The organism is Ruegeria lacuscaerulensis (genome assembly GCF_013034745.1).
Taxonomy (GTDB): domain Bacteria; phylum Pseudomonadota; class Alphaproteobacteria; order Rhodobacterales; family Rhodobacteraceae; genus Ruegeria; species Ruegeria lacuscaerulensis_B.
The window spans coordinates 132,417-158,803 of record NZ_WQGP01000004.1; the positions used below are offsets into that span (position 1 = coordinate 132,417).

General features: G+C 59.7%; 28 protein-coding genes. 14 read left to right on the forward strand and 14 right to left on the reverse strand.

Annotated elements, in window-relative coordinates; all coding sequences use genetic code 11:
- Positions 1-52: 52 nt before the first annotated feature.
- On the reverse strand, positions 53-742 hold the full coding sequence (locus GOV79_RS09170; RefSeq protein WP_170789558.1) for an outer membrane protein: 690 nt from the start codon (positions 740-742) through the stop codon (positions 53-55).
- A 132-nt stretch (positions 743-874) separates the two neighbouring features.
- Positions 875-1,360, reverse strand: a complete 486-nt coding sequence (locus GOV79_RS09175) for a PACE efflux transporter (RefSeq protein WP_170789559.1) — start codon at positions 1,358-1,360, stop codon at positions 875-877.
- 243 nt (positions 1,361-1,603) lie between these two features.
- Between GOV79_RS09175 and GOV79_RS09180 the strand changes: the two genes are divergently transcribed.
- Both GOV79_RS09180 and GOV79_RS09185 read left to right on the forward strand, forming a co-directional pair.
- Positions 1,604-2,239, forward strand: a complete 636-nt coding sequence (locus tag GOV79_RS09180; protein WP_170789560.1) for a DUF1326 domain-containing protein — start codon at positions 1,604-1,606, stop codon at positions 2,237-2,239.
- A 57-nt stretch (positions 2,240-2,296) separates the two neighbouring features.
- Entirely contained in the window at positions 2,297-2,818 is a 522-nt protein-coding gene (locus GOV79_RS09185; RefSeq protein WP_170789561.1) for a GNAT family N-acetyltransferase, read from the forward strand.
- Positions 2,819-2,881: 63 nt separating this feature from the next.
- Here GOV79_RS09185 and pnp read toward each other — a convergent pair whose 3' ends face one another.
- Positions 2,882-5,029 carry a polyribonucleotide nucleotidyltransferase gene (gene pnp, locus GOV79_RS09190; protein ID WP_170785135.1) on the reverse strand — a complete coding sequence of 716 codons (2,148 nt, stop codon included), beginning with the start codon at positions 5,027-5,029 and terminating at the stop codon, positions 2,882-2,884.
- Positions 5,030-5,376: 347 nt separating this feature from the next.
- Between pnp and GOV79_RS09195 the strand changes: the two genes are divergently transcribed.
- A complete protein-coding gene (locus GOV79_RS09195) occupies positions 5,377-7,089 on the forward strand; it encodes an adenylate/guanylate cyclase domain-containing protein (RefSeq protein WP_170789562.1) in 1,713 nt (570 codons plus the stop codon).
- Between the two features lie 69 nt (positions 7,090-7,158).
- Here GOV79_RS09195 and GOV79_RS09200 read toward each other — a convergent pair whose 3' ends face one another.
- The gene (locus GOV79_RS09200; protein WP_170789563.1) at positions 7,159-7,929 is read right to left on the reverse strand and encodes a nuclear transport factor 2 family protein; all 771 of its coding nucleotides are present in this window, start codon (positions 7,927-7,929) and stop codon (positions 7,159-7,161) included.
- Positions 7,930-8,109: 180 nt separating this feature from the next.
- On the opposite strand from GOV79_RS09200, the gene GOV79_RS09205 reads away from it, so the two are divergent.
- Complete coding sequence (locus tag GOV79_RS09205) at positions 8,110-8,487, forward strand: winged helix-turn-helix transcriptional regulator (RefSeq protein ID WP_170772810.1); 378 nt, start codon at positions 8,110-8,112, stop codon at positions 8,485-8,487.
- Between the two features lie 82 nt (positions 8,488-8,569).
- Here GOV79_RS09205 and rpsO read toward each other — a convergent pair whose 3' ends face one another.
- From rpsO to rbfA, 6 genes are all read right to left on the reverse strand, one after another.
- Complete coding sequence (gene rpsO, locus GOV79_RS09210) at positions 8,570-8,839, reverse strand: 30S ribosomal protein S15 (protein WP_039528663.1); 270 nt, start codon at positions 8,837-8,839, stop codon at positions 8,570-8,572.
- A gap of 146 nt (positions 8,840-8,985) precedes the next feature.
- On the reverse strand, positions 8,986-9,984 hold the full coding sequence (locus tag GOV79_RS09215; protein ID WP_170789564.1) for a calcium-binding protein: 999 nt from the start codon (positions 9,982-9,984) through the stop codon (positions 8,986-8,988).
- Between the two features lie 95 nt (positions 9,985-10,079).
- Complete coding sequence (locus GOV79_RS09220; RefSeq protein ID WP_170789565.1) at positions 10,080-10,583, reverse strand: DUF1643 domain-containing protein; 504 nt, start codon at positions 10,581-10,583, stop codon at positions 10,080-10,082.
- Between the two features lie 20 nt (positions 10,584-10,603).
- Positions 10,604-11,509, reverse strand: a complete 906-nt coding sequence (gene truB / locus GOV79_RS09225) for a tRNA pseudouridine(55) synthase TruB (protein ID WP_170772804.1) — start codon at positions 11,507-11,509, stop codon at positions 10,604-10,606.
- 54 nt (positions 11,510-11,563) lie between these two features.
- Positions 11,564-12,307, reverse strand: a complete 744-nt coding sequence (locus GOV79_RS09230; protein ID WP_170785123.1) for a phosphodiester glycosidase family protein — start codon at positions 12,305-12,307, stop codon at positions 11,564-11,566.
- Entirely contained in the window at positions 12,304-12,699 is a 396-nt protein-coding gene (gene rbfA, locus GOV79_RS09235; RefSeq protein ID WP_170379347.1) for a 30S ribosome-binding factor RbfA, read from the reverse strand. Before rbfA ends, GOV79_RS09230 begins: the two co-directional genes overlap by 4 nt.
- A gap of 90 nt (positions 12,700-12,789) precedes the next feature.
- Here rbfA and dapB point away from each other — a divergent pair, with 90 nt between their 5' ends.
- The gene (gene dapB, locus GOV79_RS09240; protein WP_170772800.1) at positions 12,790-13,599 is read left to right on the forward strand and encodes a 4-hydroxy-tetrahydrodipicolinate reductase; all 810 of its coding nucleotides are present in this window, start codon (positions 12,790-12,792) and stop codon (positions 13,597-13,599) included.
- A gap of 38 nt (positions 13,600-13,637) precedes the next feature.
- Positions 13,638-14,321, forward strand: coding sequence for a DUF2306 domain-containing protein (locus tag GOV79_RS09245; protein WP_170789566.1), 684 nt, complete (start codon positions 13,638-13,640; stop codon positions 14,319-14,321).
- On the opposite strand, the gene GOV79_RS09250 is transcribed toward GOV79_RS09245, so the two are convergent.
- Genes GOV79_RS09250 through tmpA form a run of 3 tightly spaced genes read right to left on the reverse strand, consistent with a single transcriptional unit; the run spans position 14,308 to position 16,696 of the window.
- Positions 14,308-14,976, reverse strand: coding sequence for an ureidoglycolate lyase (locus GOV79_RS09250; RefSeq protein WP_170789567.1), 669 nt, complete (start codon positions 14,974-14,976; stop codon positions 14,308-14,310). The two genes, GOV79_RS09245 and GOV79_RS09250, sit on opposite strands and share 14 nt — an antisense overlap.
- Positions 14,973-15,563 carry a (R)-1-hydroxy-2-trimethylaminoethylphosphonate oxygenase gene (tmpB, locus tag GOV79_RS09255; protein WP_170772794.1) on the reverse strand — a complete coding sequence of 197 codons (591 nt, stop codon included), beginning with the start codon at positions 15,561-15,563 and terminating at the stop codon, positions 14,973-14,975. Before tmpB ends, GOV79_RS09250 begins: the two co-directional genes overlap by 4 nt.
- Positions 15,560-16,696, reverse strand: coding sequence for a 2-trimethylaminoethylphosphonate dioxygenase (gene tmpA / locus GOV79_RS09260; RefSeq protein WP_170789568.1), 1,137 nt, complete (start codon positions 16,694-16,696; stop codon positions 15,560-15,562). Before tmpA ends, tmpB begins: the two co-directional genes overlap by 4 nt.
- A 99-nt stretch (positions 16,697-16,795) precedes the next feature.
- Between tmpA and GOV79_RS09265 the strand changes: the two genes are divergently transcribed.
- On the forward strand, positions 16,796-17,650 hold the full coding sequence (locus GOV79_RS09265) for a LysR substrate-binding domain-containing protein (protein ID WP_170789569.1): 855 nt from the start codon (positions 16,796-16,798) through the stop codon (positions 17,648-17,650).
- 4 nt (positions 17,651-17,654) lie between these two features.
- On the opposite strand, the gene GOV79_RS09270 is transcribed toward GOV79_RS09265, so the two are convergent.
- Positions 17,655-17,837 (reverse strand): DUF1674 domain-containing protein, encoded by a 183-nt coding sequence (locus tag GOV79_RS09270; protein ID WP_170789570.1) that lies wholly within the window; start codon positions 17,835-17,837, stop codon positions 17,655-17,657.
- A gap of 89 nt (positions 17,838-17,926) precedes the next feature.
- Here GOV79_RS09270 and GOV79_RS09275 point away from each other — a divergent pair, with 89 nt between their 5' ends.
- The 7 genes from GOV79_RS09275 (at position 17,927) to GOV79_RS09305 (ending at position 26,387) form a co-directional block, all read left to right on the forward strand.
- Positions 17,927-19,183: an RsmB/NOP family class I SAM-dependent RNA methyltransferase gene (locus GOV79_RS09275; protein WP_170789571.1), complete on the forward strand. Its 1,257-nt coding sequence runs from the start codon at positions 17,927-17,929 to the stop codon at positions 19,181-19,183.
- Positions 19,184-19,273: 90 nt separating this feature from the next.
- Positions 19,274-21,013 (forward strand): heparinase II/III family protein, encoded by a 1,740-nt coding sequence (locus GOV79_RS09280; protein WP_170789572.1) that lies wholly within the window; start codon positions 19,274-19,276, stop codon positions 21,011-21,013.
- 22 nt (positions 21,014-21,035) lie between these two features.
- Positions 21,036-22,625, forward strand: coding sequence for a bifunctional phosphoribosylaminoimidazolecarboxamide formyltransferase/IMP cyclohydrolase (gene purH, locus GOV79_RS09285; protein WP_170789573.1), 1,590 nt, complete (start codon positions 21,036-21,038; stop codon positions 22,623-22,625).
- Complete coding sequence (lspA, locus tag GOV79_RS09290; RefSeq protein WP_170785103.1) at positions 22,625-23,095, forward strand: signal peptidase II; 471 nt, start codon at positions 22,625-22,627, stop codon at positions 23,093-23,095. The genes purH and lspA overlap by 1 nt, the downstream gene beginning before the upstream one ends.
- Positions 23,096-23,145: 50 nt before the next feature.
- Positions 23,146-23,664: a DUF3035 domain-containing protein gene (locus tag GOV79_RS09295; RefSeq protein WP_170789574.1), complete on the forward strand. Its 519-nt coding sequence runs from the start codon at positions 23,146-23,148 to the stop codon at positions 23,662-23,664.
- Between the two features lie 81 nt (positions 23,665-23,745).
- Positions 23,746-25,086 carry a M16 family metallopeptidase gene (locus GOV79_RS09300; protein ID WP_170789575.1) on the forward strand — a complete coding sequence of 447 codons (1,341 nt, stop codon included), beginning with the start codon at positions 23,746-23,748 and terminating at the stop codon, positions 25,084-25,086.
- Positions 25,083-26,387 carry a M16 family metallopeptidase gene (locus GOV79_RS09305; RefSeq protein WP_170772782.1) on the forward strand — a complete coding sequence of 435 codons (1,305 nt, stop codon included), beginning with the start codon at positions 25,083-25,085 and terminating at the stop codon, positions 26,385-26,387. Before GOV79_RS09300 ends, GOV79_RS09305 begins: the two co-directional genes overlap by 4 nt.

Here is a 26,387-nt window from a genome sequence, read left to right on the forward strand (position 1 = left end):
ACGCGGACATGCGGGGGAAGGGAAACCGGAGAGAAACACTTCCCCTATTCGATCAAAATCTTTGGCGCACGCCGAAATTGATGCTGAACGCGTCGATGTCATCTTCGACGGTGCCGGTCAACGCGCCGTTCGGGGCCAGACGGTCCGAGGAAACGTCGAAGGCGCGCGAATAGCGCGTATCCAGTGTCAGGGCCGTGTTTTCGCTGACATCATAGGCAACGCCTGCGATGATCTGAGCGGCAAAGTTGGTGTCACTGTCATCCAACTCCACACCCGGTCCGTATGAGAAATCCAGATCGGTGTAGGCGACACCCAGACCCAAGCCGACATAGGGCGTGAGCGCGCTGGCGGTTTTGAAGTCGACCAGAACATTGGCAAACAAGGAAGTCTGGGTCACATCACCCGAAACGTTGACTTCGCTTGCGGGCCCGTTGCCAGAAAAATTCACTCCGTCTACGTCATTGTCTCGAAAAGAAAGTTCAAGTTCGACCCGAGTGGCGATGCTGTCATTGCTCCACTGTGGGATTTCTTTGCCGATGGCAATACCCAGTCCAAACCCACCGTCAAAATCGGTATCGACGGACTCCGGGCCACCATTGACGGTGCCGGTGAAATCGCTGTCCTGCAAATTGCTGTAGCCAGCAAATCCGTGGACGTAGAGGTCATCTGTGAGGCTTTGCGCAACCGGTGCTGACGCGCTGAGGCCCAGCACCGCCGAGGCGAGAATAATTCGCTTAACCATGTCCATGTCCTTTGTTCCAAATGGTTATGAACCCACATGTGGACAAACTCGCCGCAAATGAAAGACAGGCGAGCTTCACTTCGATTCACAGCTTATTGGGGTGGAGTGATCGAACAAGCAGCGCGGGTTTGTTCAGATGTTATTGCAGACCGCCGCGCCGGGATCGCATTGCGGTGTGCCCTCGACCGCAGAGACAGGTCTTACGGGGCGTAACCGGTCATAAATGATATGAAAAACATAGGTGTAGATCGAATAGGTGATCGTCAGACCAAGATTGAAAGCCAGTGCGGCCTGCAGGGAATGGCCGCCAAAATACATCAGCAACGGGCATGTAATAATAATCGCGGTGACCTCATGCAGCACCGCGTGGACGATCCGCAACCGGTGGGGGCGGGCGCTTGCCAGGCGGCGGGTTCGGTGCCGCTCTATCCAGTCGAACGACGTGTTGAAAATGGGCGACCAGATCAAAATGACGATGGACAGCAGGGAAATCAGCGCAAACCCATGCACCATCGACGCCCCCGCGATATATGCATAAACCGGCGAGACGAACGCGATTCCCACCACCTCGAAACTACATGTTTGGATGACTCGTTCCCTGAACGATCTTAATGTCATGGCCCATTCCTTCGCACACACTTATTGGTTGTGCGACGTCGGCCCTGCATGCTCGGTCGCGGGTCTTTCGACCCTTGCGCAAATTGTCATGCCGAAAGCCTTCTGACTGTGAAGTTCGACACATTCGCGCGTCTTTCCTGTTCGATTTTCCGCAGCGGTTCGGGATTTGGCGCAAATATGCTATGGTGCCGGGATTGGGGCGGGTGATGACAGGTATCGGGCTTTCACATCAGGAGAGTTACGATGGCATTCACAGATTGGTACGTTGAGGGCGAAGCCTTCGGGAATTGCAACTGCGGCTACGCCTGCCCCTGTCAGTTCGAAGAATTACCCACCAATGGCAATTGCAGGGGTTTCGAAGTGCTGGAGGTCTCCAAGGGGCATTTCGGCGACACTGATCTGGCAGGCACCAAAGCGGCCCTGATCTACGCGTGGCCCGGTCCGATTTTCGAAGGTGGCGGAGAGATGCAGGTGATCATTGACCCCAGCGCCTCGGATGCGCAGCGCGATGCGTTGGAAAAGGTCTTTCACGGTGAGGAAACGGATGAAATGGCTACCCATTGGTTCGTCTTCCGTGCCATGTGCAAAACCGTACACGAGACCCTGTATCTGCCAATTGATTTCGACATCGACATAGAAGGGCGTAAAGCCAAGGTCACAGTGGGCGATGTGCTGCAATCTACGGGGCGTCCAATTCAGGCCCCGCATGGCGGCGGCGAGCATCGCGTTCGGATCGACATTCCCGGCGGGATCGAATTCACACTGGCCGAGATCGGCAGCGCCTCGACCACGGCAAACGCGGCGATCAAGCTGGATCTGAACGACAGCTATGGGCAATGGCATGTGATGAAACACGGACCGTCCGGGGTGGCGCATTGAATAATGGCTTGTGCTCACACCCGCAGCAGGGTCAACTGATCCGTGAGCTGTGACCCGATGATTGAAATTGAACACTGTGCCGCGCTGCCGCCTAAGGATCAGCTGAATGGCATCCTGTCGCAATATTACGACCTGATCGTCGAGCGCATGGGCGCCATGGGGTTCGAGATTGATCCATCCGCCCCGGAAAGCGCCTTAGCCGAGTTCTGGGCGCGCCCCGAGGATTACCTGCCACCCAATGGTTGCCTGGTCGTGGCGCGGGATGGGAAGTCCGCGATTGTGGGGTGCGGGATGCTGAAGCGTCTGGATCAAGAGACCGGTGAGTTAAAGCGCGTTTTTGTCACCGAAAGTGCCCGTGGCACCGGAACCGGGCGCGCGTTGATCGTGGCGCGAGAGAATGCCGCAAGACAGATGGGGTTGAAACGGCTGGTGGCCGATACGTTGACCCCGAATGTTGAGATGCGCAGCCTGTATCCGAAGCTTGGGTTTGTGGAACTGGACACACCGATTGAGACAACAACCTACAGGGACCAACCGATGTTGCGGCCGCATCTGCATTACTTTGCCAAGGACTTGTAGGGTCACGAAAAAAAAGACCCCGGCCAGAACCGGGGTCTTTGGTAATTCGAAAAGAGGCGCTGATTATTCGGCGTCTTCTTTCTTTTCTTTCTTCTCGGGAACAATCTCTTCGCCGGTTTCCTGATCGACCACTTTCATCGACAGGCGAACCTTGCCGCGATCATCAAAGCCCAGCAGTTTGACCTTCACTTCCTGACCTTCCTTCAGAACATCCGACGGATGGTTCAGGCGGCGGTTTTCGATCTGGGAAACGTGGACCAGACCGTCGCGCTTGCCAAAGAAGTTCACGAAGGCACCGAAGTCGACGATCTTGACCACTTTACCAGTGTAGATCTGACCCTCTTCCGGCTCTGCGACGATCGAGTGGATCATCTCGTAAGCCTTCTTGATCGACTCTCCGTCCGGCGAGGCGATCTTGATCACGCCGTCATCGTTGATGTCGACCTTGGCACCCGAAACCTCAACGATTTCGCGGATGACCTTACCGCCCGAGCCGATCACTTCGCGGATCTTGTCGGTCGGGATGTTCATGGTTTCGATGCGCGGGGCGTGGACCGAGAATTCGTTGGTCTCGGACAGGGCTTTGCCCATCTCGCCCAGGATGTGCATCCGGCCGTCCTTGGCCTGGGCCAGGGCTTTCTCCATGATCTCGGGCGTGATGCCCGCAACCTTGATGTCCATCTGCAGCGAGGTGATACCGTTTTCGGTACCCGCAACCTTGAAGTCCATGTCGCCCAGGTGGTCTTCGTCACCCAAAATGTCGGACAGGATGGCATAGTTGCCGTCATCTTCCAGGATCAGACCCATGGCCACACCGGCAACCGGTGCTTTCAGCGGAACGCCCGCATCCATCATCGACAGCGAGCCGCCGCAGACCGACGCCATCGAGGACGATCCGTTGGATTCGGTGATCTCGGACACGATACGGATCGTGTAGGGGAAGTCGGTCGCCGCAGGCAGAACCGCCTGCAGGGCGCGCCATGCCAGCTTGCCGTGGCCGATCTCACGACGGCCGGGGCCACCAACACGACCAACTTCACCAACCGAATAGGGGGGGAAGTTGTAGTGCAGCAGGAAGTTCGATTTGAAGTTGCCGTGCAGCGCGTCGATGAACTGCTCATCATCACCGGTGCCCAGCGTGGTTACGGCCAGTGCCTGAGTCTCACCACGGGTGAACAGGGCGGAACCGTGCGTACGCGGCAGCATCGAAGTTTCAGCAACGATCGAACGGATGTCGGTGGTCGAGCGACCGTCAATCCGCTTGCCGCCTTTGACGACGTCGCCTCGCAGGATGCCGGCTTCCAGCTTTTTCATCGCGGAACCGAGGTTGCCGTCTTCTAGCTGTTCTTCGGTCAACGCTTCTTTGATTGCTTCGCGGGCCGCGGCAACGGCGGTGGTGCGCTCTTGCTTGTCGGTGATCGCGAAGGCGGCGCGCATCTGCTCTTCACCGGCTGCGGCCACAGCAGCGTAGAGGTCCGCATAGTCGGGGGCGGCGAATTCAAACGGCTCTTTCGCAGCTTCTTCGGCCAAGCTGATGATCAGGTCGATAACCGGCTGAATTTGTTCATGCGCGAAGGTCACGGCGCCCAGCATTTCGGCCTCTGACAGCTCGTAAGCTTCCGATTCCACCATCATCACGGCATCTTTGGTGCCGGCGACAACCAGATCCAGACGCTGTTCAGGGTTCAGGCGCAGGTCCTGCATGTCGTCTACGGTCGGGTTCAGGACGTATTCGCCATCCACGAAACCAACGCGGGCACCGGCGATCGGACCCATGAACGGCGCGCCGGAAATAGTCAGAGCAGCCGACGCAGCAATCATTGCAACGATGTCGGGATCGTTGACCAGATCGTGGCTCAGCACGGTGCACATGACCAGAACTTCGTTTTTGAAGCCATCGACGAACAGCGGGCGGATCGGACGGTCGATCAGACGCGCGGTCAGCGTCTCTTTTTCGGTCGGGCGCGCCTCGCGCTTGAAAAAGCCACCCGGAACTTTACCGGCAGCATAGTATTTCTCTTGATAGTGGACGGTCAGCGGGAAAAAGTCCTGACCGGGCTTTTGGCTTTTGGCAAAGGTCACGTTGGCCATGACGCTGGTTTCGCCCAGCGTGGCAATCACAGTGCCGTCCGCCTGACGGGCAACCTTGCCGGTTTCCAGTGTCAGCGTCTCTTCGCCCCACTGAATCGATTTCTTTGTTACATCAAACATATGCGTATCCTAGAACGGAGCACTCCCGCCCCTGCGGGTCTCCGGTTTGCATGGCGGCCCCATTGCCGCCGACCCCATTTATCTTCCATTCGAGTGCCAGGGTCAGGGCACAACGTCTCAGATACTCGCGCGCATACATGAGTTTGAAGGGGAAGGGAAGCGAAACCGAAGCACCGACCTTTAGTTGCATGCTTGTCAAACTGGGAGTTGACACCGCGCGCGTGAAATCAGGTTGGAACGAAAGCGAAATGTGCCAAGGCTACGGACAAACTTCGCGGATGTCCTGCGCAAATAACCTGACAGACGGTCTCCCGCGCGGTAAGTTGCCTTTGTTGGGGGGGCTGTCAATGAAAAGACGACTTACGACGGTGCTGGCGGCAGATGTCGTTGGATACTCGGCGCTGATGGATCAGGACCGGCAGGGCACGTTGGCCGCGCTCAGGTCCTTTCGTGAAGACACGCTTAAGTCCTTGCTTGGGGCGCATAAGGGGCGCCTGATCAAAAGCATGGGGGACGGGTGGATTGCCGAATTCCCCTCGACATCTGACGCCGCCGATTGCGCGATTGCGGTCCAATCTGCACCGAAGGCAGACACCATTCGGCTGCGTATCGGTATCCACACGGGCGAGGTGATCTCGGATGGCGACGATATCTTCGGTGATGGGATCAACATCGCCGCGCGGCTTGAGGCATTGGCTGAACCCGACCAGATCCTGATCTCGGACACGTCGCACAACAGCCTGGACCGGGGTGATGCGGCCCAGTTCGACGGGGGCGAGCAGACCGAGTTGAAAAACATCACGCGCCGCATCGGTGTCTGGTGCTGGCCCAAGGGGACGTCGGCCAATCTGTCGACCTCGGCCGACACGCGCCCCGGGATCGCCGTGCTGCCCTTTGACAATATGTCCGGCGACCCCGAGCAGGAGTTTTTTGCCGACGGCATGACCGAGGACATCATCACCGAGCTGTCGCGGTTTCGGTGGCTGATGGTAGTGGCGCGCAATTCATCTTTTATTTTCAAAGGAAAAAGCACTGATATCCGCGAGGTCGGGCGTAGCCTGGGCGTTCGCTATGTGCTGGAAGGGTCGGTCCGTCGGGCGGGCCAACGTGTTCGGATTACCGGGCAGTTGATTGATGCGGAAAACGGCAGCCACCTTTGGGCAGATCGGTTTGATGGTGTGTTGTACGATATTTTCGATCTTCAGGACAAGGTCACGCAAGAGGTGGTGACGGCAATCGAGCCGTCACTGCGTCACGCTGAAACCACCCGCTCGCGCGCCAAGCCAACCGAAAGCCTGGAGGCGTATGAGCTGTATTTACAGGCTCTGTCGCATTTCCATTTGCTGACCGATGAAGACAATCGCGAAGCGATCCGGCTTACCACTCTGGCACTGGAGCGCGACGCTGACTACGCAGCCGCAGCCGGATTGTTGGCATGGCTGCACATCCAGCGCCTTGTGCAGGGTCTGGAACCTGTGGGCAAAGGCCCCAAGGCCGCCGTAGCTGCCGCCGAACGCGTGTTGATGAGCGACCGGGCTGACGGAATCGCAATGGCCTATGCGGCGCACTCGATCTCGATGCTGGCGCGGGATTTACCGCGCGCACGGTCTGCTTTCAAACAGGCGCTGGCCGAGAATCCGAATGCCGCGAGTGTTCATATGCTGGCTTCGATCAACCTGTGCATGCTAAATCGACCGGACGAGGCACTGGATCATGCGACGCAATCCGTTGAACTCAGCCCCAAGGACCCAATGCGACACGCCGCGCATATTGCCCGATGCAGCGCTTTGTTCCAGCTTGCCCGGTACGAAGAAGCCGCCGCCGCAGCGCGTGAGGCTCTGGCCGTTCGGTCCGGTTTTGTCATGAGCCACTTGATGCTGATTGCCGCGTTGGGGCAACTGCCGGATACAGCCGCGGCGAAGTCTGCGGTCAATGACCTTAATGCGCTTCGGCCCGATATCACCGCGTCTACCGAACAAGCCAAACTGCCTGTGTTTTCGATGACAAATGCTTCGGAAAATTGGCGCGCCGGGTGGCGGAATGCTGGTCTTCCTGATTGAAGAAAGCGGAAAACGCCCGCGGGTTTGACGGGCGCTTTCTCATGGCGCTTCAGGGGCGGTCAAGCTTACTCAGAACTTGCCGTTCCCATGTGCCATTTCGGACGGGATAGGTGAGACGACGTCCCAGTGCTCTACGATCTTGCCATCTTCCACGCGCCACAGATCGAAGAAGGCCCAGGGTTCGCCGCCCATGACAGCATCGGTCGCGACAAAGACGAAATTGCCCTCGGCCACGGCGAATTGAGGCTCAAACTTGGTAATTATCATTCCCTGTGCAGCAAATGCTTCGATCGCGGCCATCAATCCCGACAGGCCGTCTTCGATTGACGGGTTGTGTTGCATGTAAACTTCGGGGTCCATGTATTTCGAGACATTCTCTGGTGCTGCCCCGCCCAACACGTCGCGTACAAAACCCAGAACCAAGGCTTTGTTTTCTTGGGTCTTGTCGAGATCGGTGATCTCAACCGCACCATCCGTCATGCCGCGCCCTGACGCGGTGGTTTCGGGGATAGGTTGCAAGTTGTCCCAATGTTCAACCACTTTCCCGTCTTCTACGCGAAAGATGTCAAACGCAGCGAGCGAGGAAGCGCCGAACGCGTCGGCATTGTCATAGGTGTTGTGCAGTACGACCAGATTACCTTCGGTGATCACGCGATGGGTGGTCGCGGTCATACCAGCCTGACCGACCAACGAGATCAGGCCCATCAGTCCTTCGGTCCCGGTCGGTACCTGCGGATTGTGCTGAACATAGTCGGTGCTTACCATCTGACGCGCAGCTTCTGGGTCATGGTTCAGGAAAGCGGCAGAAAAAAGTGCGAGGACAAGATCTTTGGGGGTCATGGTGAATTCCTGATGATTCGTGTTGCGTTGATAGTAGGTATCAAAAACGCACCAAAGGGCAATTACGCACCTTAAAGTCACCGGGTTACTTTTAGGATACTAGCGAAAAAACAGTATGTTGCATTTGTGGTATAAGGTATTGTATTCGTTTCTGGTATTCATAATGAACTTGAGGGTGTCATGCTTCCCATTGGCGTTAGCAATAAAGCCGAAGCGTCGAACTGTTCGATCCGATCCGTTTTGTCCAACGTCACAGGCAAGTGGCGGATGATCATCATTCTGGCGCTGGAAGATGAGCCGAAGCGGTTCGGAGAGCTCAAGCGATGTATCGGTGACGTCACGCAAAGGGTGCTGACCGAAAATCTGCGGGGGCTACAGCGGGATGGATATTTGACGCGTACTGTCGATCCCGGTCCGCCTGTCGCTGTGTCTTATGCACTCACACCTCAGGGCCGCAGCTTGTTGGAACTGCTCAGGCCGCTCGTCTACTGGTCGCACGAACAGATGGATCAGGTTAAGACCGCGCGCATGGAATATGATCGCGCCGCTTCGGACTGACAGCACAATAGCTTCGATAGATCGTCCCGAACAAAAAACGCCCACCAAATTGGCGGGCGTTTCGAATTGAACGAAAAAGCGCTTAGCGGCGGATGCCCAGCTTTTTGATCAGGTCCTGATAGCGTGCTTCTTCCTTGCCCTTCAGGTAGTCCAGCAGTTTACGGCGCTGGGCGACCATTTTCAGCAGACCGCGACGACCGTGGTTGTCTTTTTTGTGGGTCTTGAAGTGCTCGGTCAGGGTGGTGATGCGCGAGGTCAGGATGGCAACCTGGACTTCAGGCGAACCGGTGTCGCCTTCTTTGGTTGCGAATTCTTTCATGACGCGTGCTTTTTCAGCGGCAGTAATCGACATCGGGGTCTCCTTGTAAAAAGGTTAAGGTTAATGGCGCAGGCCGGGATGTCGTCCAGCACAGGCCCATGGAGAAAACCGCACCGATTCCGATGCGGATGCGCGCGTATAAGCGGATTTTCGGTGGATAGCAAAGGGATTCTGCCCGATCAGCCCAGCGCGTTCAATTGCGCCAGCGCGCCCTCGCCAATCAGTTGGATATCCTCGGCGGTCAATCCTTCGGCTGCCAGCAGTTGCACGGTGGTCTGCCCGTTGATCACGACATTTGTCAGGTTGTCATCTTCGGCATCGGGTTCAACCTGAATGTCGGGGTCTTCCTCGCCGGTCCACGAGATCAGCAGCTTGTCTTGACCGGACTGGAAATCCATCACTGTGACCGGGTCGTCGCCTTCTTCCGGGGTAACGATGATTTCATCCGTGCCATTGCCGCCAGTCACAATGTCACCCCCGTCGGCCAGAATGGTGTCATCCCCTTCGCCACCGTTGAGGAAATCGACCTCATCCTCGCCTTCGGCGTCTTGTCCGATTAGAACATCGTCGCCGTCGTCCCCGAACAGCGCATCCTCACCCGCGCCGCCGTTCAGCGTGTCGTTGCCATAGCCGCCATGCAGTGCGTCATCCCCGTCACCCCCGCTCAGCCTGTCGTCGTCCTGACCGCCATAAAGATCGTCGTCCCCGACGCCGCCCTCCAAATTATCCACGCCGAAATAACCGTAGAGCGTGTCATCCCCGTCCTCTCCGGTCAGAAGGTCATCGCCATCCTCGCCATGCAGAACGTCATCGTCCAACCCACCCAAGACCGTGTCGTCCCCGTCCCCGCCATGCAGGGTATCATCGCCCGCGCCGCCAATCACGGTGTCATCCCCGGCATAGCCATTGATCTGGTCGTCGCCATCTTGACCGGTCAGAATGTCTTGCTCTTCAGTACCAGCAAGGATCAGATTGCCTTCGTGTTCGAAAATGACAGTTCCGGTTGACGGTGCGTCTGGCACATCGTCAATCTCAAGCAGATTGCCTTCCGAGATCTCTTCGGCGTCATCTTCAATGACTTCGTCTTCTTCGGGATCGTCCTCGGGTTCAAAAATATCGCTGATCGCATAGGCCGCGCCACCCAGTGCTGCGATGCTGAGAAACCCGATCATGAACATGGAACCCCTCCGCGAACGCATTGCCCCGAGGATGATTTATCCCATGCGTTCAGGTGGTTGGTCAAAGACTGCTTGGGGTTGTGGTTAACCCTTTGTCACCATAGCTCGGGTTGCTGGGTATAGGCGATGTAGAGCGGGTGTTTCGGGTGCCCCGCCTTGGTAAGTCCCAGATGGAACAGAGGATGCCCGGTGCCGCGCAGCAGGGTCTCGACCGCCGGGCCGCGGTTCAGATGTTCTCCATGCGTGCCCCATGCGGCGATGACCTGATCGGCCCATTCGACACCGTCGAGAATGGCCGCGTCATTCGCAGGGCCCACCGGATCGGTGGCGGCGCGCATCTTGCGGGGGTCGGTGTCGCGCCAGGCAAAGATGTTCGTCACTTGAAACGCGCCAAACCCCAGCGCCCGCGCCCGCCGTTCACAGCGTTCGACGGTGGGATCGTTCTGCACCTCGGTCGCGGTCGAAGGGTTGAGCATCACAAACAGCGCCTTGCGCCCGCCCGCATCCCACACGCGGGTCAGGCTATAGCGATACTTCTCGCAATCGGAATAGACGGCGGTCGAGGGCGCGTCGCCCTTGGTGTGCGTTCGGGTGATCATGCCCCCGCCTAGCACGGCGTTCAGGCGACGAACACCCGGCTGGGATGCAATTCGCCGGATTTATAGATGCCCACGGCCACTGCTTTGCCGTCAAGTGAGGCCCAAGCCTCGTCGCCATATTCCACGTCGCTGGCCAGCACCATGCCCGGATTGCCATTGCGCAGACGGGTGGCGCCCTCGGGGGTACATTTCAACTCGGGCAGGTCGGCGAGGCCGGTCTCCAGCGGGTGGAGGTAGTCATCCAGAGCCTCGGTCTTTGCCATTTCGTCGATCTGGTCGACGGACAGTCCATCTTCGACCTCGAACGGACCGGACCAGATGCGGCGTAGTTCTTTGACGTGGCCGTGACATCCCAGCGCGGCACCCAGATCGCGGGCGATAGAGCGCACATAGCCACCTTTTCCGCAGGTCATTTCCAGCACCACATGATCGTCATCCAGGCGGTCGACAAGGATCAGCTCCTCAACCCACAGTGGCCGGGCGGACAGCTCCACATCCTCGCCATCGCGGGCCAGTTTATAGGCGCGCTGTCCGTCGATCTTCACGGCGGAAAACTTGGGCGGCACCTGCATGATGTCCCCCAGAAACGGGGTTAGCGCCTGTTTGATGTCGTCATCCGAAGGGCGCGCATCGCTGGAGGCGATCACTTCCCCCTCGGCATCGTCGGTATTGGTGGCCTGACCCAGACGCACGGTGAAGGTGTAGGCTTTCAAGGCGTCGGTGATGTAGGGAACGGTCTTGGTCGCCTCACCCAGCGCCACGGCCAGAACGCCGGTCGCCTCGGGGTCCAGCGTACCCGCGTGGCCCGCCTTTTTCGCATCCATCGCCCACCGCACCTTGTTGACCACGGCGGTCGAGGTCATGCCCGCAGGCTTGTCCACCACCAGCCAACCGGAAATGTCGCGGCCCTTGCGTTTGCGTCCCATATTACACCTTGATTCATGCTGAGGCGCGCGGGGTAGCGGATCACATGGGCGCTGTCAATTTACAGGTGCGATTTCGACCACACCCACGATGGGCCCCAGTGAAAAGCCGATATCTGAGCGGCCCCCGGCCCGGTCATACATGCGTGAAATATTCCCGTCGAAGAACAGTGCGTTGGGGGTTTTCAGCACGTCCCGAAACAGGCTGCCGAATTCGTGGAAGGTGACGTAATCGTCCGAGATCGCAAACACCGCGCGGGTGCCATCAGCACTAGTGCCCACCCCGTTGCGCACGAACAGAGAGGTCGAGTCGGGCAGAAAACGCGGATGCAGCTCTCCGTCGATCACCAGCATGGGGCCGGATTGGGTGGCAAAGCGGCACTCGGGGGCCTGATCCACATAGTCAAGCGTCTCGAACACATCGGCGCGGCCCTCGCGGATGCAGAACACCCCATTGGGTAGAAGGCCGAAATTGCCGGGGCCGGGGTTGGAGATGACGCGCATCTGCTCTTGGCCGTTCTCGACATAGTGACCCACGGGCGAGCGGTCGTCGTGATACATGCCCGCATTCATCGCAAAGGCCAGGCGTTCACCGCCGGGGGCCAGCGCCTCATTCACCGAGGAAAAATGCCCCAGCAGATCGCCGCTGTCGTCGTTCAGAAATAGACGCAGGTCTTCGTTTGCCGCGTCCACCTCACAAACAGTGTATCGCTTGTCGTCGTGGGTGACTTTTTCACAGCTCACCGCACCGGCCTGCGCGGCCCACAGGAGCGCGCCCAATGTGGCCAGCGTGCGGATCACTCGTCCAGATCGCGGCGCACCGCGTCCTGTTCGAACATGCGGCGGGTATCGTCCAGACGGTCAAACGTGTCATCCAGACGGAACCGCAGATCGGGCGAGAATTTCAGGTTCAGCTTCTTGCCGATCATGCGGCGCAGCTCGCCCTTGTTGCGGGCCAACAGATCGATCACGTCCTCCTGCCCCTTGCCACCCAAGGGCAGGACATAGGCGGTGGCTATCTTGAGATCGGGCGAGGTGCGCACCTCACCCACGGTGATTGACATACGGTTCAAGTCGGGGTCGTGGACATCTCCGCGCGCCAGAACCTCGGACAGGGTGCGACGGATCAGTTCGCCGACACGCAGCTGTCGTTGGGACGGGCCGGGGCCATCGTGGAATTTGTTCTTTGCCATGACTTCGATCTAAGCCCAAATCCCACCTTTGCCAAGCGGGCGCGAACCGGGTAGGAGGCTTTGAGCCGATTGCAATGAGGGAAGCAAGCCATGACCCATATTCCGGGGATCGTCATCACAGGAGCTTCGGGCCGTATGGGGCAGATGCTGATCAAGACCGTGTCTGAGAGCGATCAGGCGCGTCTGGTCGGCGTTGTTGAACGTGCGGACCATGACTGGATCGGTCAGGATGTGGGCACGGCGATGGGCGGCCCCGCGTTGGGCGTCACTGTCACAGATGACCCACTGGAAGCATTCGCGCAGGCGCAGGCGGTGATAGACTTCACCGCGCCCGAGGCGACGCTGGAATTTGCCGCGCTGGCCGCACAAGCGCGCTGTGTACATGTGATTGGCACCACCGGTATGACGGATGAGCAGATTGCCGCGCTGGAACCTGCCGCGCGCCATGCAGTGATCGTGCGGGCGGGCAATATGAGCCTCGGCGTCAATCTGCTTGTGCAGCTGACCAAGAAAGTTGCCGCCGCGCTGGATGAGGATTTCGATATCGAAGTGATCGAAGGTCATCACCACCACAAGGTCGATGCGCCCTCGGGCACTGCCTTGATGCTGGGTGAGGCCGCAGCCGAAGGGCGCGGGGTCAATCTGGCGGACGTGTCCGATCGCGCCCGCGACGGCATCACGGGCGCGCGCAAACGCGGCGATATCGGCTTCCACGCCATTCGCGGCGGAGACATCGTGGGCGAACACGATGTTTTGTTCGCAGCTCCGGGCGAACGTATCGTGCTGCGCCATTTGGCCACCGACCGCGTCATCTTCGCCCGCGGCGCGCTGAAAGCGGCGCTGTGGGGGCAGGGCAAAGCCCCCGGTCAGTATGATATGGTGGATGTTCTGGGGCTCTGAGCTATAGACGTGCTAACCGACGGCCCTATGGTCAGCTTATGCAGACCGTAAGATCTCGAGTACTTTTGGGCCTGTTGCTGATTGGGTTCTATCTGACTCTGCTGCCTTTCGTTGTACACGGCGTAGGTATGATCGGTATCGGATTGTCCGCAGCCGCTGCGCAGCAAAGCCATTTGTTTGCAGATGGGCAGCCTGTCGGCAATTTGGCGATGGTGCTGCATATTTGCGCCGGAACTGTTTTGGTCGCGCTTGTTCCTTTGCAACTGCTGAAAGGGGTGCGGCGCACGTTCACCGGCTTTCATCGTCAGCTGGGCAGAGTGCTGGTCGCATTGGCGTTGTTCACGGGTTTGGCCGGAATGACCTATATCCCCCTGCGTGGCACGATCGGTGGGTCGGTCATGTCGGCGGCCTTTTTCCTTTATGGGCTTTGCCTGTTCACGGCAGCGCTGATGGTGGCGCGTATGGCGTTGAACAAAGACCGTGCCGGTCATTGGGCTTGGGGCCTGCGCCTGTTCTGGCTGGCGCTGGGATCGTGGCTTTATCGGGTGCACTACACGATCTGGTATCTGTTGACCGGTGGGCTGGGGTCCGAGCCCGATTTCTCGGGCCCGTTTGACCTTGTGCAAAACTTTGCGTTCTACGTGCCATATCTGATGGCCGTTCAGCTATGGATCACCCGCAAGCAACGGGCGCATACTGGGGCTTTGCCTACACGTCCTTAATCTTGTCCGCGCGCAACGGGCAAGACAGGTAGACGCCGAACTCTTTCCCGATATCGGCGCTGACGCGCGCATGAACTGCGCCCTGACGGTCAAGAAACCGCTGGCTGTCTTCGACCGGGAAAATTCCCTCGTGCCAGATGCCGGGATGAATATAGAGCCCGCGTGAGCCGTCACACCAGAAGGCCACGACCTTCTCGGGCGTCAGGTTGTCGCCGGGCAGGGCAGCAGGAACGATGAAGGGCTTGTTGTCCAGGGGCCAGAACATCTGACCGCCATCCGGGTGATAGTTCATGTGCCACAGCAGGACCTGATCACGAGGCGCGGTTTGGCGTGCCTTTTGCGCCTGCTGCGGATCGGCGGACCAGCCCAGAACATAGTGGCCTTTGACCGCCTCGTTCTCGCCATAGAGCACGTCGCCTTGCCAGTCGCATTTGAACGTGCCTTCAACCCAGCCGCCTTCGTCACCGGTGCCCTCGTCGATGGGCCGCCAGCCTTGCTGCGGCCAGCGGGTGATCTCGATCTCGAACCCCTCGGGGTCATCGACCAGACAACCGTAGCCTTTGACGGATGCATCGGTGGCTCGGATCAGGGGCACCTCGTGCCAGGGCAAGGACGGCTTGGCGCTGGCTTCAAAGATGTACTCAGGCGCGGTCATGCGGCCTCCATATGCTTATCGACCATGCGCTGCACCATCGGGGCGAAATGGGCGAAATCAGGGGTTTCCATGCCCGCGCGTTTGCCAGCCTCGTCCAGATAGCGGACCTGAATGATCTCTTTCAGGTTCGGGTTGGCCTCGAACGCGGCCACCTCTTCGGGGTTCATCGGGCCGCCCTGCAACTCCAATGTGTGGACCGAGGCGGTGGACAGCCGGTTGAAATACTCGGGCTTGGTGGCGCAGAGATAGCGCTTGGCCGCCACGTGATACCGGCAGCAATCGGTGATGACGGACGGGAAGAACTGCTCCAGCACTTCGGCACCTGCATCCTCGTGGTGGCGGTCTTCGGTGTCGTCGGGGTGATAGGTGCCGAACTCGGACGTAAAGTGGCCGATATCGTGCAGCAGGGCGCCGACGATGATTTCCTCGGGCATGCCGTTCTGTTCAGCAATCGTGGCCCCTTGCAGCATATGTTCGGCCATGGTGACGGGTTCGCCCAGATATTCCTCACCGCCGCGGCGGTCGAAGATGTCGCCGATGAAGGCCACGATATTGTCGCGGTTCAGGGTCGAGAAATCGGGTTTCATTCCGCCGCCTCCGGCTGAGGGGCATCCATTGCCGCCAGCGTGGACAGCAGCCCGTCCTTGTCGGCGTAGCAGCCTTGCAGCCACCGCGACCCGGCCCCGGAATAGCCCAGCCGCGCATGCAGCACGCGGGTGTTGTCGACGATAAAGCTTTCACCCGGTTCCAGCTTGAACGACACGCCCATGGCCGGGTCGTCGATGATGGCTCCCAACTGACGGTAGGCGGCATAGTAGGCCTCCATCTGGTCAAAGGGGATGTCAACAAACGGCGCAGACGACCGATTGTTGAACCGGATGCCAATCAACTCGCCATCGGGCGACAGTTCGATCATCGGGCGGCGGGACCGCAGGCAAACCCCGTCTTCGCCCTTGTATTCAAACCGCGCCGGGTATCCGGTCAGCAGGGCAAAGCCCTCGGGGTTTTGATCACGCAGTTTTTCGGCTGCGCGGAAGCCATCGACCACGATTGACTCGCCACCTTCGGCGCTGTTTTCAAGGCAGTAGAGAATTTGCAGCGTTGGCACCGGGTCGCGATAAGGGTTGTCGGTATGCGCCTGCAAACCGAGCCCGGTAAAGGCAAGGTTGGTGGGGTTCACCTCAGTCCGAACCTCGAAATAAGGGCCATAATTGGTCTCGCGCACATAGCCGAACAGGTCGGCCACTTGCAGTAGCGATTCCGGCTCGGTCGGGCCGTTTGTCAGCTTGGCGAAGCCATATTCGGCGACGGCGGCCAGCCAGTTGCGCTTGGCAGTGGGATTGGAATGAACCTGCGTCCAATCTCCGGCGGGGGCTTCGATGCTCTGCGCCCACGTGGTGATGCCGGGGGCGAGGCGTCCAAACTCGGCACTTTGGGTGCGGTCATAGCTGTGTGCGGCAAGCCAGTCGGCGGGAAAGGTGACCGTCTTGTCTTCGGGCTGAAAGGTGACGCGAAGATCGCCCTCTTCCATCTCAGCGGCGCTGATCGTGGTATCGACGGGAATGTCACCGATGGTAATCAGGCGCTGACCATTGCTCGGCGCGCGGGTGTCGGGGTCCAACGCGTTGTCGCGCAGCCAGATGGAGTGAAATCGGGATTGGGTGCCATCGGCAAATTCGACAGTCACGATCTGGGCCGTGTGAGTGGCAGTGCGCAACATGGGGCTTCTCCTGTTCGGCGCGAGCTATGCTTGAGGTGATACGCGCCTCGTGGCATTACCACAATTAAACCTTATTGCGACTGAGCGCTGGAAAATCTTATGGCTAAGAAGAAGATCGGATTGCCGCCTCTGGACTGGCTACGGGTGTTCGAGGCCGCCGGTCGGCTGGGCGGGTTTTCCGCTGCCGCGCGCGAGTTCGGCTTGACACAAGCGGCCGTCAGTCAGCGGATTGGAAACCTGGAATCCTGGCTGGGCCGGACCCTGTTTGTGCGCGAAGCACGTGGCGTGTCGTTGACGGTCGAAGGCGAAAGCTATTTGCCGCTGGTGCAGGACAGCTTACAGGCGCTGGAACGAAATACCGAGGATCTGTTTGGCAAATCTCCGCGTGAGTTGCGCGTTGCGGGGCTGTCGTCGAACATCCATGCGCTTGTGGTTCCGGCGATATCCCGGTTCCAGCGGATGCACCCGAAAGTGCGGGTAGTGACGGATTCGGTCGCGCGACGGTCATCGCTGGATGAAGAGCGGACTTGGCTGCAAATCCGCTATGGGCGCGGCACGTGGTCGGGGCGCGAGGCTGAACGGATCGCGCCCGAGGTTCTGGTGCCCTTGGCCGCCCCGGGCGTGGAGTGGGGAGCGCCCCTGATCGAGCTGCGTGGGGAGCGGCCCGCCTGGCGCGACTGGGCGCGCAAGACGGGTCATGACGATCTGCCGCCTTCGGTGATCAGCTTTGATTCGATGGAACACGCCCTGTCGGCGGCGCGGCAAGGGATGGGTGTGGCGCTGGGGTCTGAACCTCTGGCGCAGGCCGATTTACAGGCCGGGCGCTTACGGCGTCTGGATCTTCCCGAGTTGAAAACAAAAGACGGCTATTGGCTGACATGGCCCGAGGATCGGGCGAAATCCAAAAAACAGCGCGCGTTAATTGCCGATTTCCTGACCGCGCTGCGGGGCTGAGTGATCAGAAGTCGATTGCGATGCCCTTCTTTTCCCAATCACCGTAGCGGGCGGGGTCAGGGCCATCACGCCCGCCCAGTTCTTTGGGCTGTTCCTTTGCCTCAGCCTCGGCCTTGCGGCGACGGTCCTCGGCCTCGGCCAGGGCGCGTTGGGCGGCGGGCGGCAGGTCTTTGCGCTGGTCGCTCATGAGATCGGGTTCCTTTCCGTTCCATGGCTTGATATACGCCCCCGTCCGCGTTTGGCAATGCGGGCGAGGGTCACATCAAAGGCGGTTCCATGTCCGACAACGCAACAGCAGCGCGACGCAGCGCGATCTATCTGTTGGATCAGATTCTGGGCGAAGGGCGGCTTTTGTCCGAATGCCTGGCGGCTGGCGCATTGGATCGGTTGGACCGCGAAGACCGCGCGCGGGCGCAACGCCTGACGCTGGAAACCCTGCGCGGGTTGGAACGCGCCGACCGTCTGCTGGACAATCACCTGAACCGCACGCCCGCGCTGACCGTCCACAATGCTCTGCGTCTCGGCGCGGTTGAGTTGTGCCACGGAGAGGCCGCGCATGGTGTAGTGAACTCGATGGTCGAGATCGTCGGCCGGTCCCGCAAGCATGGTCGCCTCAAGGGGTTGGTCAATGCGGTGCTGCGCAAAGTGGCCGCCGAAGGGCCGGATGCGTGGCCCAAGATGCGCGTGCCGCGCCTGCCCGAATGGCTGCGCGACCCGCTGACTATGGCCTGGGGCGCGGATGCGATCACGGGTATTGAACAAGCCCATTTCGCAGGTGCGCCGCTGGATATTACCGTCAAATCCGGTGCCAATGGTCCCGGCGAGGCGCTGCCTACGGGCTCGCGCCGGGTGCAGGATGCGGGGCAGGTCTCGGCCCTGCCGGGATTCGATGCGGGCGATTGGTGGGTGCAGGACGCGGCGGCGGCGCTGCCGGTGCAGGTGCTGGCCCCGAAGGCCGGAGAGAATATACTCGACCTCTGTGCCGCACCGGGGGGCAAGACGCTGCAACTGGCGGCCGCCGGAGCACAGGTCACGGCGTTGGACATCTCGGAATCGCGGCTGGAACGGGTGCGCGAGAACCTTGCTCGCACGGGGCTGACGGCGCAGGTCATCGCAGGCGACGCATTGGACCATCAAGGCCAATACGACGCCATCCTGCTGGACGCGCCCTGTTCGGCCACGGGCACTATTCGCCGCCACCCGGACCTGCCCTATGCCAAGGATGGCTCGGAATTCGGTGGGCTGATCGAATTGCAGGCGCAGATGCTGGCCCATGCGTGGGGTCTGCTTAAACCTGGCGGGCGGCTGGTCTATTGCACCTGTTCCTTGCTGCCGGATGAGGGCGAAGTGCAGATCGAAGAGGCGCTGATTATGTTCCCCGACATGCAGGTAAACCGGCAGGCTCTGGCCGTGACCGGCGTTGAAAAGGGCTGGATCACTGAAGAGGGCGGGTTGCGGCTGCGGCCCGATTATTGGTCTGATCGCGGTGGTATGGATGGCTTCTACATCGCCTGTCTGAACAAATCGGAATAATCCAACGCTTTTCGGTGACTTGACGTGCGGCGCGGTCTATCGTTGGGTCTCAGGCGCCAACAGAGCGCAAGGGGCAGAGTAACGAGCGCAATGTCTAACTCCGATTCCATGACAAGCCGGTGGACCCGGTTCCAGAACCGTCTTTATGCGTGGCTGAGCCAGCGTCGCAAGGCGGCAGCGGGATTCGTGAAAGAGCCCGAGCCGCGCACGGTTGGTTCATTCGCACGTGGGCGGCAGTTGGTGGCGGGAAATCTGCTGTTTGCCGGTTTTCTGGTCGAGGCGCAGGATACCGGCCTTTGGGACGTGACTGCCCCGAGCGCCGGTTTTGACCACGAACGCCACGGCTTTACCTGGCTGGACGATCTGGCCGCTGTTGGTGATATGCGCGCACGCGACAAGGCCCAGCGATGGGTCTGGGGCTGGATCGAGGCGCATGGCCGCGGGCAGGGGCCGGGCTGGGTGCCCGATCTGACCGGACGGCGGGTGATGCGCTGGATCAATCACGCGTCCTTTTTGCTGCGCGGAATGGATGAAAAGCAGTCTCAGCTCTTCTTTCGTTCGCTGGCGCAGCAGACATGGTTTCTGTCCAAGCGGTGGAAAGCTGCCACTCCCGGCTTGCCCCGGTTCGAGGCACTGGCTGGTCTGGTGCAGGCCGGTCTGGCGTTGCAGGGGCTCGAACAATTGGCCGACCCGGCCCTGCGTGCTTTGGCCCGCGAATGCGACAGCCAAATCGACGCACAAGGCGGCATTCCCACGCGCAATCCCGAAGAACTGCTGGAAGTTTTCACCTTGTTGGCCTGGACGTCGGCTGCGCTCAGCGATCTGGGGCGGGGGACGCCCGGCGCGCAGGCCAATGCGATCAAGCGCATCGCCCCGGCGCTGCGCAGTTTGCGCCACACGGATGGCGGTTTGGCCCGGTTTCACGGCGGCGGACGCGGAGTTGAAGGGCGGCTGGATCAGGCCCTTGCCCAAAGCGGGGTAAAACCGCAACGCGCCAAGGGGTTGTCGATGGGGTTCGGGCGTCTTTACGCGGCCCGGACCAGTGTGATTATCGACGCCGCAACGCCGCCGAAGGGGGCCAATTCTTACAACGCCCACGCATCGACGCTGGCTTTCGAGCTGACCTCGGGGCGGCGGCCATTGGTCGTGAATTGCGGATCGGGTGAGACATTCGGGGTCGAGTGGCGTCGGGCAGGGCGGGCAACCCCATCGCATTCGACCCTGTGCCTGGACGGTTATTCCAGCGCGCGGCTGGCGGACCCGGTTCCGGGGACTGAGAAAGAGGCGCTGATGGATGCCCCGCGCGAGGTACCCAATGAGTTTGAAGAGGCGTTCGAAGGCGCGCGCTTCATGGCTGGGCATGACGGCTATGCCAAGGTTTTCGGTCTGACCCATGCCCGTACCTTCGAGCTGCGCTTTGATGGCCGTGAACTGACCGGCGAAGATATTCTGCTGGCCACAAGTGACAAGGCCAAGCGGCAGTTTGACCGGGCGATGGATGCCTCGGGGTTGAAAGGTCTGGGCTTTGATATCCGCTTTCACCTGCACCCCGACGTAGATGCGGCGCTGGATTTGGGCGGTGCGGCGGTGTCGATGGCGCTCAAAAGCGGTGAAATCTGGGTGTTTCGCCATGATGGCGTTGGAAAATTGGGTGTCGAGCCAAGCGTTTACCTTGAAAAAGGGCGGCTAAAGCCGCGCGCGACAAAACAGATCGTTCTATCTGGCCGCGCAATGGAGTATGCGACGCGCATCCGGTGGACGTTGAGCAAGGCGCAGGATACAGCCTATGCCGTGCGCGATGTGCACCGGGACGAACCCGATTTCGACTGACGCCAAAAGGACCTTTGGACCCATGACCGACTTTCACCCCGTGCGCCGCGCGCTGCTTTCCGTATCCGACAAGACCGGATTGATCGACTTGGGCAAGGCGCTGGCCGAGCGCGGGGTCGAGCTGTTGTCCACAGGTGGTACCGCAAAGGCGCTGCGCGAGGCGGGGCTGGATGTGAAGGATGTCAGCGAGATTACCGGTTTTCCCGAAATGATGGACGGCCGCGTAAAAACCCTGCACCCCATGGTGCATGGTGGCTTGTTGGCGCTGCGTGACAACGACACTCACGTTGCCGCAATGACCGAACATGGCATCGGCGCGATCGACCTTCTGGTGGTGAACCTCTACCCGTTCGAGGCCACAGTCGCCAAAGGTGCAGGCTATGACGAATGCATCGAGAATATCGACATCGGTGGCCCGGCGATGATCCGGGCGGCGTCCAAGAACCACGCCTTTGTAAGCGTAGTGGTGGATGTCGAAGACTACTCCTCACTGCTGGACCAGTTGGAGGAGAATTACGGAAAGACGTCGTATGGTTTCCGCCAATGGCTTGCCCAAAAGGCGTATGCCCGCACAGCGGCCTACGACACGGCTGTGTCGAATTGGATGGCTGACGCGCTGCAGCTAGAGGCTCCGAAGCGTCGCGCTTTTGCAGGAGAGTTGAAACAGACCCTGCGCTATGGTGAGAACAGCCACCAGCAGGCAGCGTTCTATACCGATGGCACAAATCGTCCGGGTGTCGCCACCGCCGTGCAGCATCAGGGCAAAGAACTGAGCTACAACAACATCAACGACACCGACGCCGCGTTTGAGTTGGTGGCCGAGTTCGATCCGGCGCAGAGTGCTGCCTGTGCCATCATCAAACACGCCAACCCCTGCGGTGTAGCGACAGGTGCCACGCTGATCGAGGCCTATAAGGCGGCGTTCGACTGCGATCGCACCTCGGCATTTGGCGGGATCGTGGCGCTGAACCAACCGTTGGATGCCGAAACCGCGCAGGAAATCACTGGCATCTTCACCGAGGTCGTGATCGCCCCAGGCGCGTCCGATGAGGCGAAAGCCATTTTCGCCGCCAAGAAAAATCTGCGCCTGCTGACCACCGACAGCTTACCTGATGTAATGGCCGGTGGTAAAACCGTCCGTCAGGTTGCCGGAGGTTTGTTGGTACAGGACAAGGACAATGGTTTTATCGGTATGGATGACCTGAAGGTCGTCACCAAAAAGGCTCCGACCGAAGATCAAATGCGCGATTTGCTGTTCGCGTGGAAAGTGGCGAAACACGTCAAGTCCAATGCCATCGTCTACGTCAAAGATGGCGCGACCGTAGGCGTGGGTGCTGGACAGATGAGCCGCGTGGACTCTGCGCTGATCGCAGCCAAGAAAGCCGAACGTATGGCCGATGTGTTGGGCTTGGCTCAACCGTTGACCATCGGCTCGGCCGTAGCATCGGACGCGTTCTTCCCCTTCCCCGACGGTCTGATGGAGGCCGCTGAGGCCGGTGCCACCTGTGTGATCCAGCCCGGTGGTTCAATGCGTGATGATGAAGTGATCGCAGCGGCGGACGAGGCCGATCTGGCCATGGTCTTCACCGGCATGCGGCACTTCCGCCACTGATGCGCTATCGCTTGCTCATTTGGGCTGCGATGGCGGCGTTTGCGATCGACCAGATCAGCAAAGTTCTGGTCGTTCACATCATGCGCGTGGCCGAAGGCGATATCGACGTCCTGCCACCCTTGCTTGTCTTCAAATATGGCGAGAATCGCGGCATCAATTTTGGCTTGTTTCAAGGCAATACCGAGGCGGCACGTTGGGTTCTGATCGGCGTGTCCATTGCGATCTCGGCGGCTGTGCTGGTCTGGCTGATGCGGTCTGCGCCGTCGAAAATCATGCTGCTTTCGGGCGGGCTTTTGATTGGCGGCGCGCTGGGTAATGTGCTGGACCGGGTGCTTTACGGCTATGTTCTGGATTTCCTGAACATGTCCTGTTGCGGTATCAACAACCCGTTTGTCTTCAATCTGGCCGATGTGTTTATTTTCGCCGGTGCCATCGGGTTGATCCTATTCGACGGCAAAAAGCCCTCGTGACGCGCCGGTGGAAATGCGATAAAAGCGCCTCAAACAGGCTGGAGACTACGATGCGGTTGCCGCGTTCCATTTTTGCAGTGACGCTTGCCTTCACGGTGGCGGGATGTTCCGATATCGGTCTGCGCCACCTTCAGGCGCCGGGTCCGGGACCGGATGAATTCTCGGTCCTGCCGGTCAAGCCGCTGACACAGCCCGAAGATTATCAATTCCTGCCCGCGCCGACACCGGGCGCAGGGAATCTAACCGACCCGACCCCCAAGGGGGATGCGATTGCGGCACTGGGCGGCAACCCGGATGCACTGAATCCTAACACGGCGATTCCCGCGGCGGATGGCGCATTGGTGACGGCCTCGAGCCGGTATGGCGTGACCGAGAATGCTCGTCAGGTGGTCGATGCCGAAGACGCTGAGTTCCGCCGCAAGCAAAGCCGTTTTACCCGACTGCGTCTGTTTAACGTGGACCGCTATTCGCAAGTTTACAAACGATGGGCGCTGGATTCGTCGCAGGTAAATGAACAGGCACGGCAGGCTGGGGTCGAAACTCCGTCGGCTCCGCCGCCAGGTGAATAATCCTTAACTTTTCGTCATCACACTTGAACCTGCGCCGCGCCACCGTAGTTTGAAACTCAGACAACAAACGGAGGATGCCCCATGGTTCGGGCCCTTGCCCTGTCGGCTGCCCTGATTGCTGCCACCCCGGTCTTTGCCGAAGATGGCCAGGAGGCGGTCACAACCTTCACGCTGGAAAACGGCATGGATGTCGTCGTGGTCGAGGATCACCGCGCCCCTGTCGTGCAGCATATGGTCTGGTATCGCGCAGGTTCGGCGGATGAACCCGTCGGATCGTCCGGTGTGGCGCATTTTCTGGAACACTTGCTGTTCAAAGGAACCGATACGCTGGCACCGGGTGAGTTCTCGGCCACGGTGGCGGCCAATGGCGGCAATGACAACGCATTCACTTCGTATGACTACACCGCCTATTTCCAACGCGTCGCCGCCGACCGGCTGGAACTGATGATGCGAATGGAGGCGGACCGGATGCGCAATATCCGCCTGTCCGAGGATGATATCGTGACCGAGCGTGATGTGATCCTTGAGGAACGCAATCAGCGCACCGACAATAACCCCCGCGCCCTGTTCGGCGAACAGATGAACGCGTCGCAATACCTCAACCACCGCTACGGGGTTCCGATCATCGGCTGGCGGCACGAGATGGAGACGCTGGACATGGAGGACGCTCTGTCCTTCTACCAGACGCACTACGCGCCCAATAACGCCATTCTGGTTGTGACAGGCGATGTCGAGCCCGATGAGGTCAAGGCGCTGGCCGAAAAATACTATGGCGTGATCCCCGCCAACCCGGACCTGCCCGAGCGCATCCGTTCGCAAGAGCCGCCGCAGACGGCCGCGCGGAGGCTGACCTTCAAGGACGCACGCGTATCGCAGCCCTACGTGCAGCGCAGCTATCTGGCGCCTGAACGCAACGCGGGCGAACAGGAAAAGGCCGCAGCCCTGTTCATGTTGGCCGAATTGCTGGGTGGTGGGAACACGTCATACCTGACCGAAAAACTGCAATTCGAGCAACAGAAAGCCGTTTACACCGGGGCGTTCTATCGCGGCGTGTCGTTGGATGACACGACCTTTGATCTATTTATCGTTCCGGCGCAGGGCGTTTCCCTGCAAGAGGCCGAAGAAGCCATGGATGCAGCCGTGGCCGGGTTCATTGCCGACGGTGTTAACCAAGAGGATCTGGACCGGATCAAGATGCAGCTTCGCGCTTCGCAAACCTATGCGCGCGACAATGTGGACGGGATCGGCAATCGCTATGGCCGGGCCCTGACCAGCGGATTGACGGTCGAGGACGTGCAGGCCTGGCCGGATGTCCTGCAGGCCGTAACCGGAGAAGAAATCATCGCTGCCGCCCGCGAGGTTCTGCAACTGGAAACCTCGGTAACGGGCTGGCTGATGCGCGACGATGAGGTGACGCAATGAAACGGATTTTCGCGACCCTGATTGCATTTGTGATCGCATTGCCCGCTTGGGCCGAGATCGAAATTCAGGAGGTGACATCGCCTGGTGGTATCACCGCGTGGCTGGTTGAGGATCACTCGATCCCGTTCACCGCATTGGAATTGCGGTTCCGTGGTGGAACTTCACTGGACGACCCTGACAAGCGGGGGGCCGTTTATCTGATGAGCGGCCTGATCGAGGAAGGCGCGGGCGACATGGATTCCCGAACCTATGCGCGTGAGCTTGAATCGCTGGCGGCATCGTTTGGCTATAACGCCAGTGACGATACCGTCTCGGTCTCGGCGCAGTTCCTGACTGAAAACCGGGACGAAGTGATCGACCTGCTGCGTGTGACCCTGCACGAGCCGCGTTTCGATCAGGACGCGGTGGATCGTGTGCGGGCGCAGGTTCTGTCCGGCTTGCGGTCGGATCAGACCAGCCCGAACGATATCGCCGGACGCAATTTTGCGCGAATGGCTTATGGGGATCACCCCTATGGAACCGAGGGCAAGGGAACGATCGAAAGCGTGACCGCCCTGACCCGAGACGACGTGGTTGATGCCTATGAGAACGTCTTTGCCAAAGATCGGCTCTATGTAGGGGCTGTGGGCGATATCACGCCCGAAGAACTCGGCAGGTTGCTGGATCACCTGCTGGCCGATCTGCCCGAAACAGGCAAACCGATCCCCGGACCGGCGCAAGTCAACATCCCCGGCGGGGTCAGTGTTGTCGAGTTTGACACGCCGCAATCTGTGGCTCTGTTTGGTCATGCGGGTATCGATCGTGACGATCCCGATTTCTTTGCAGCCTTCATCCTCAATCACATGCTGGGCGGCGGTGGGTTCGAAAGCCGTCTGATGCAGGAAGTGCGCGAAAAACGCGGGTTGACCTATGGGGTGTCGACCTTCTTGGTGCCCAAGGATCTGGCCTCGGTCTATCTGGGTTCGGTCTCATCTTCGAATGACCGGATCGCGGACGCGGTGTCCGTCATCCGGGATGAATGGGCACGTGCGGCCAATGAAGGCTTCACCCAGAAAGAGCTGGACGATGCCAAGACCTATCTGACGGGCGCCTATCCTTTGCGGTTCGATGGCAATAGCCAGATCGCCGGGATCATGGTCGGGATGCAGATGGAGGATTTGCCCATCGACTATATCGCCACCCGCAACGATCAGGTGAACGCGGTCACGCTTGAGGATGTGAATCGTGTTGCCTCGGAACTGCTGGACCCGGAGGGGCTGCATTTCACCATCGTTGGTAAGCCCGAAGGGCTGGATGGCTAA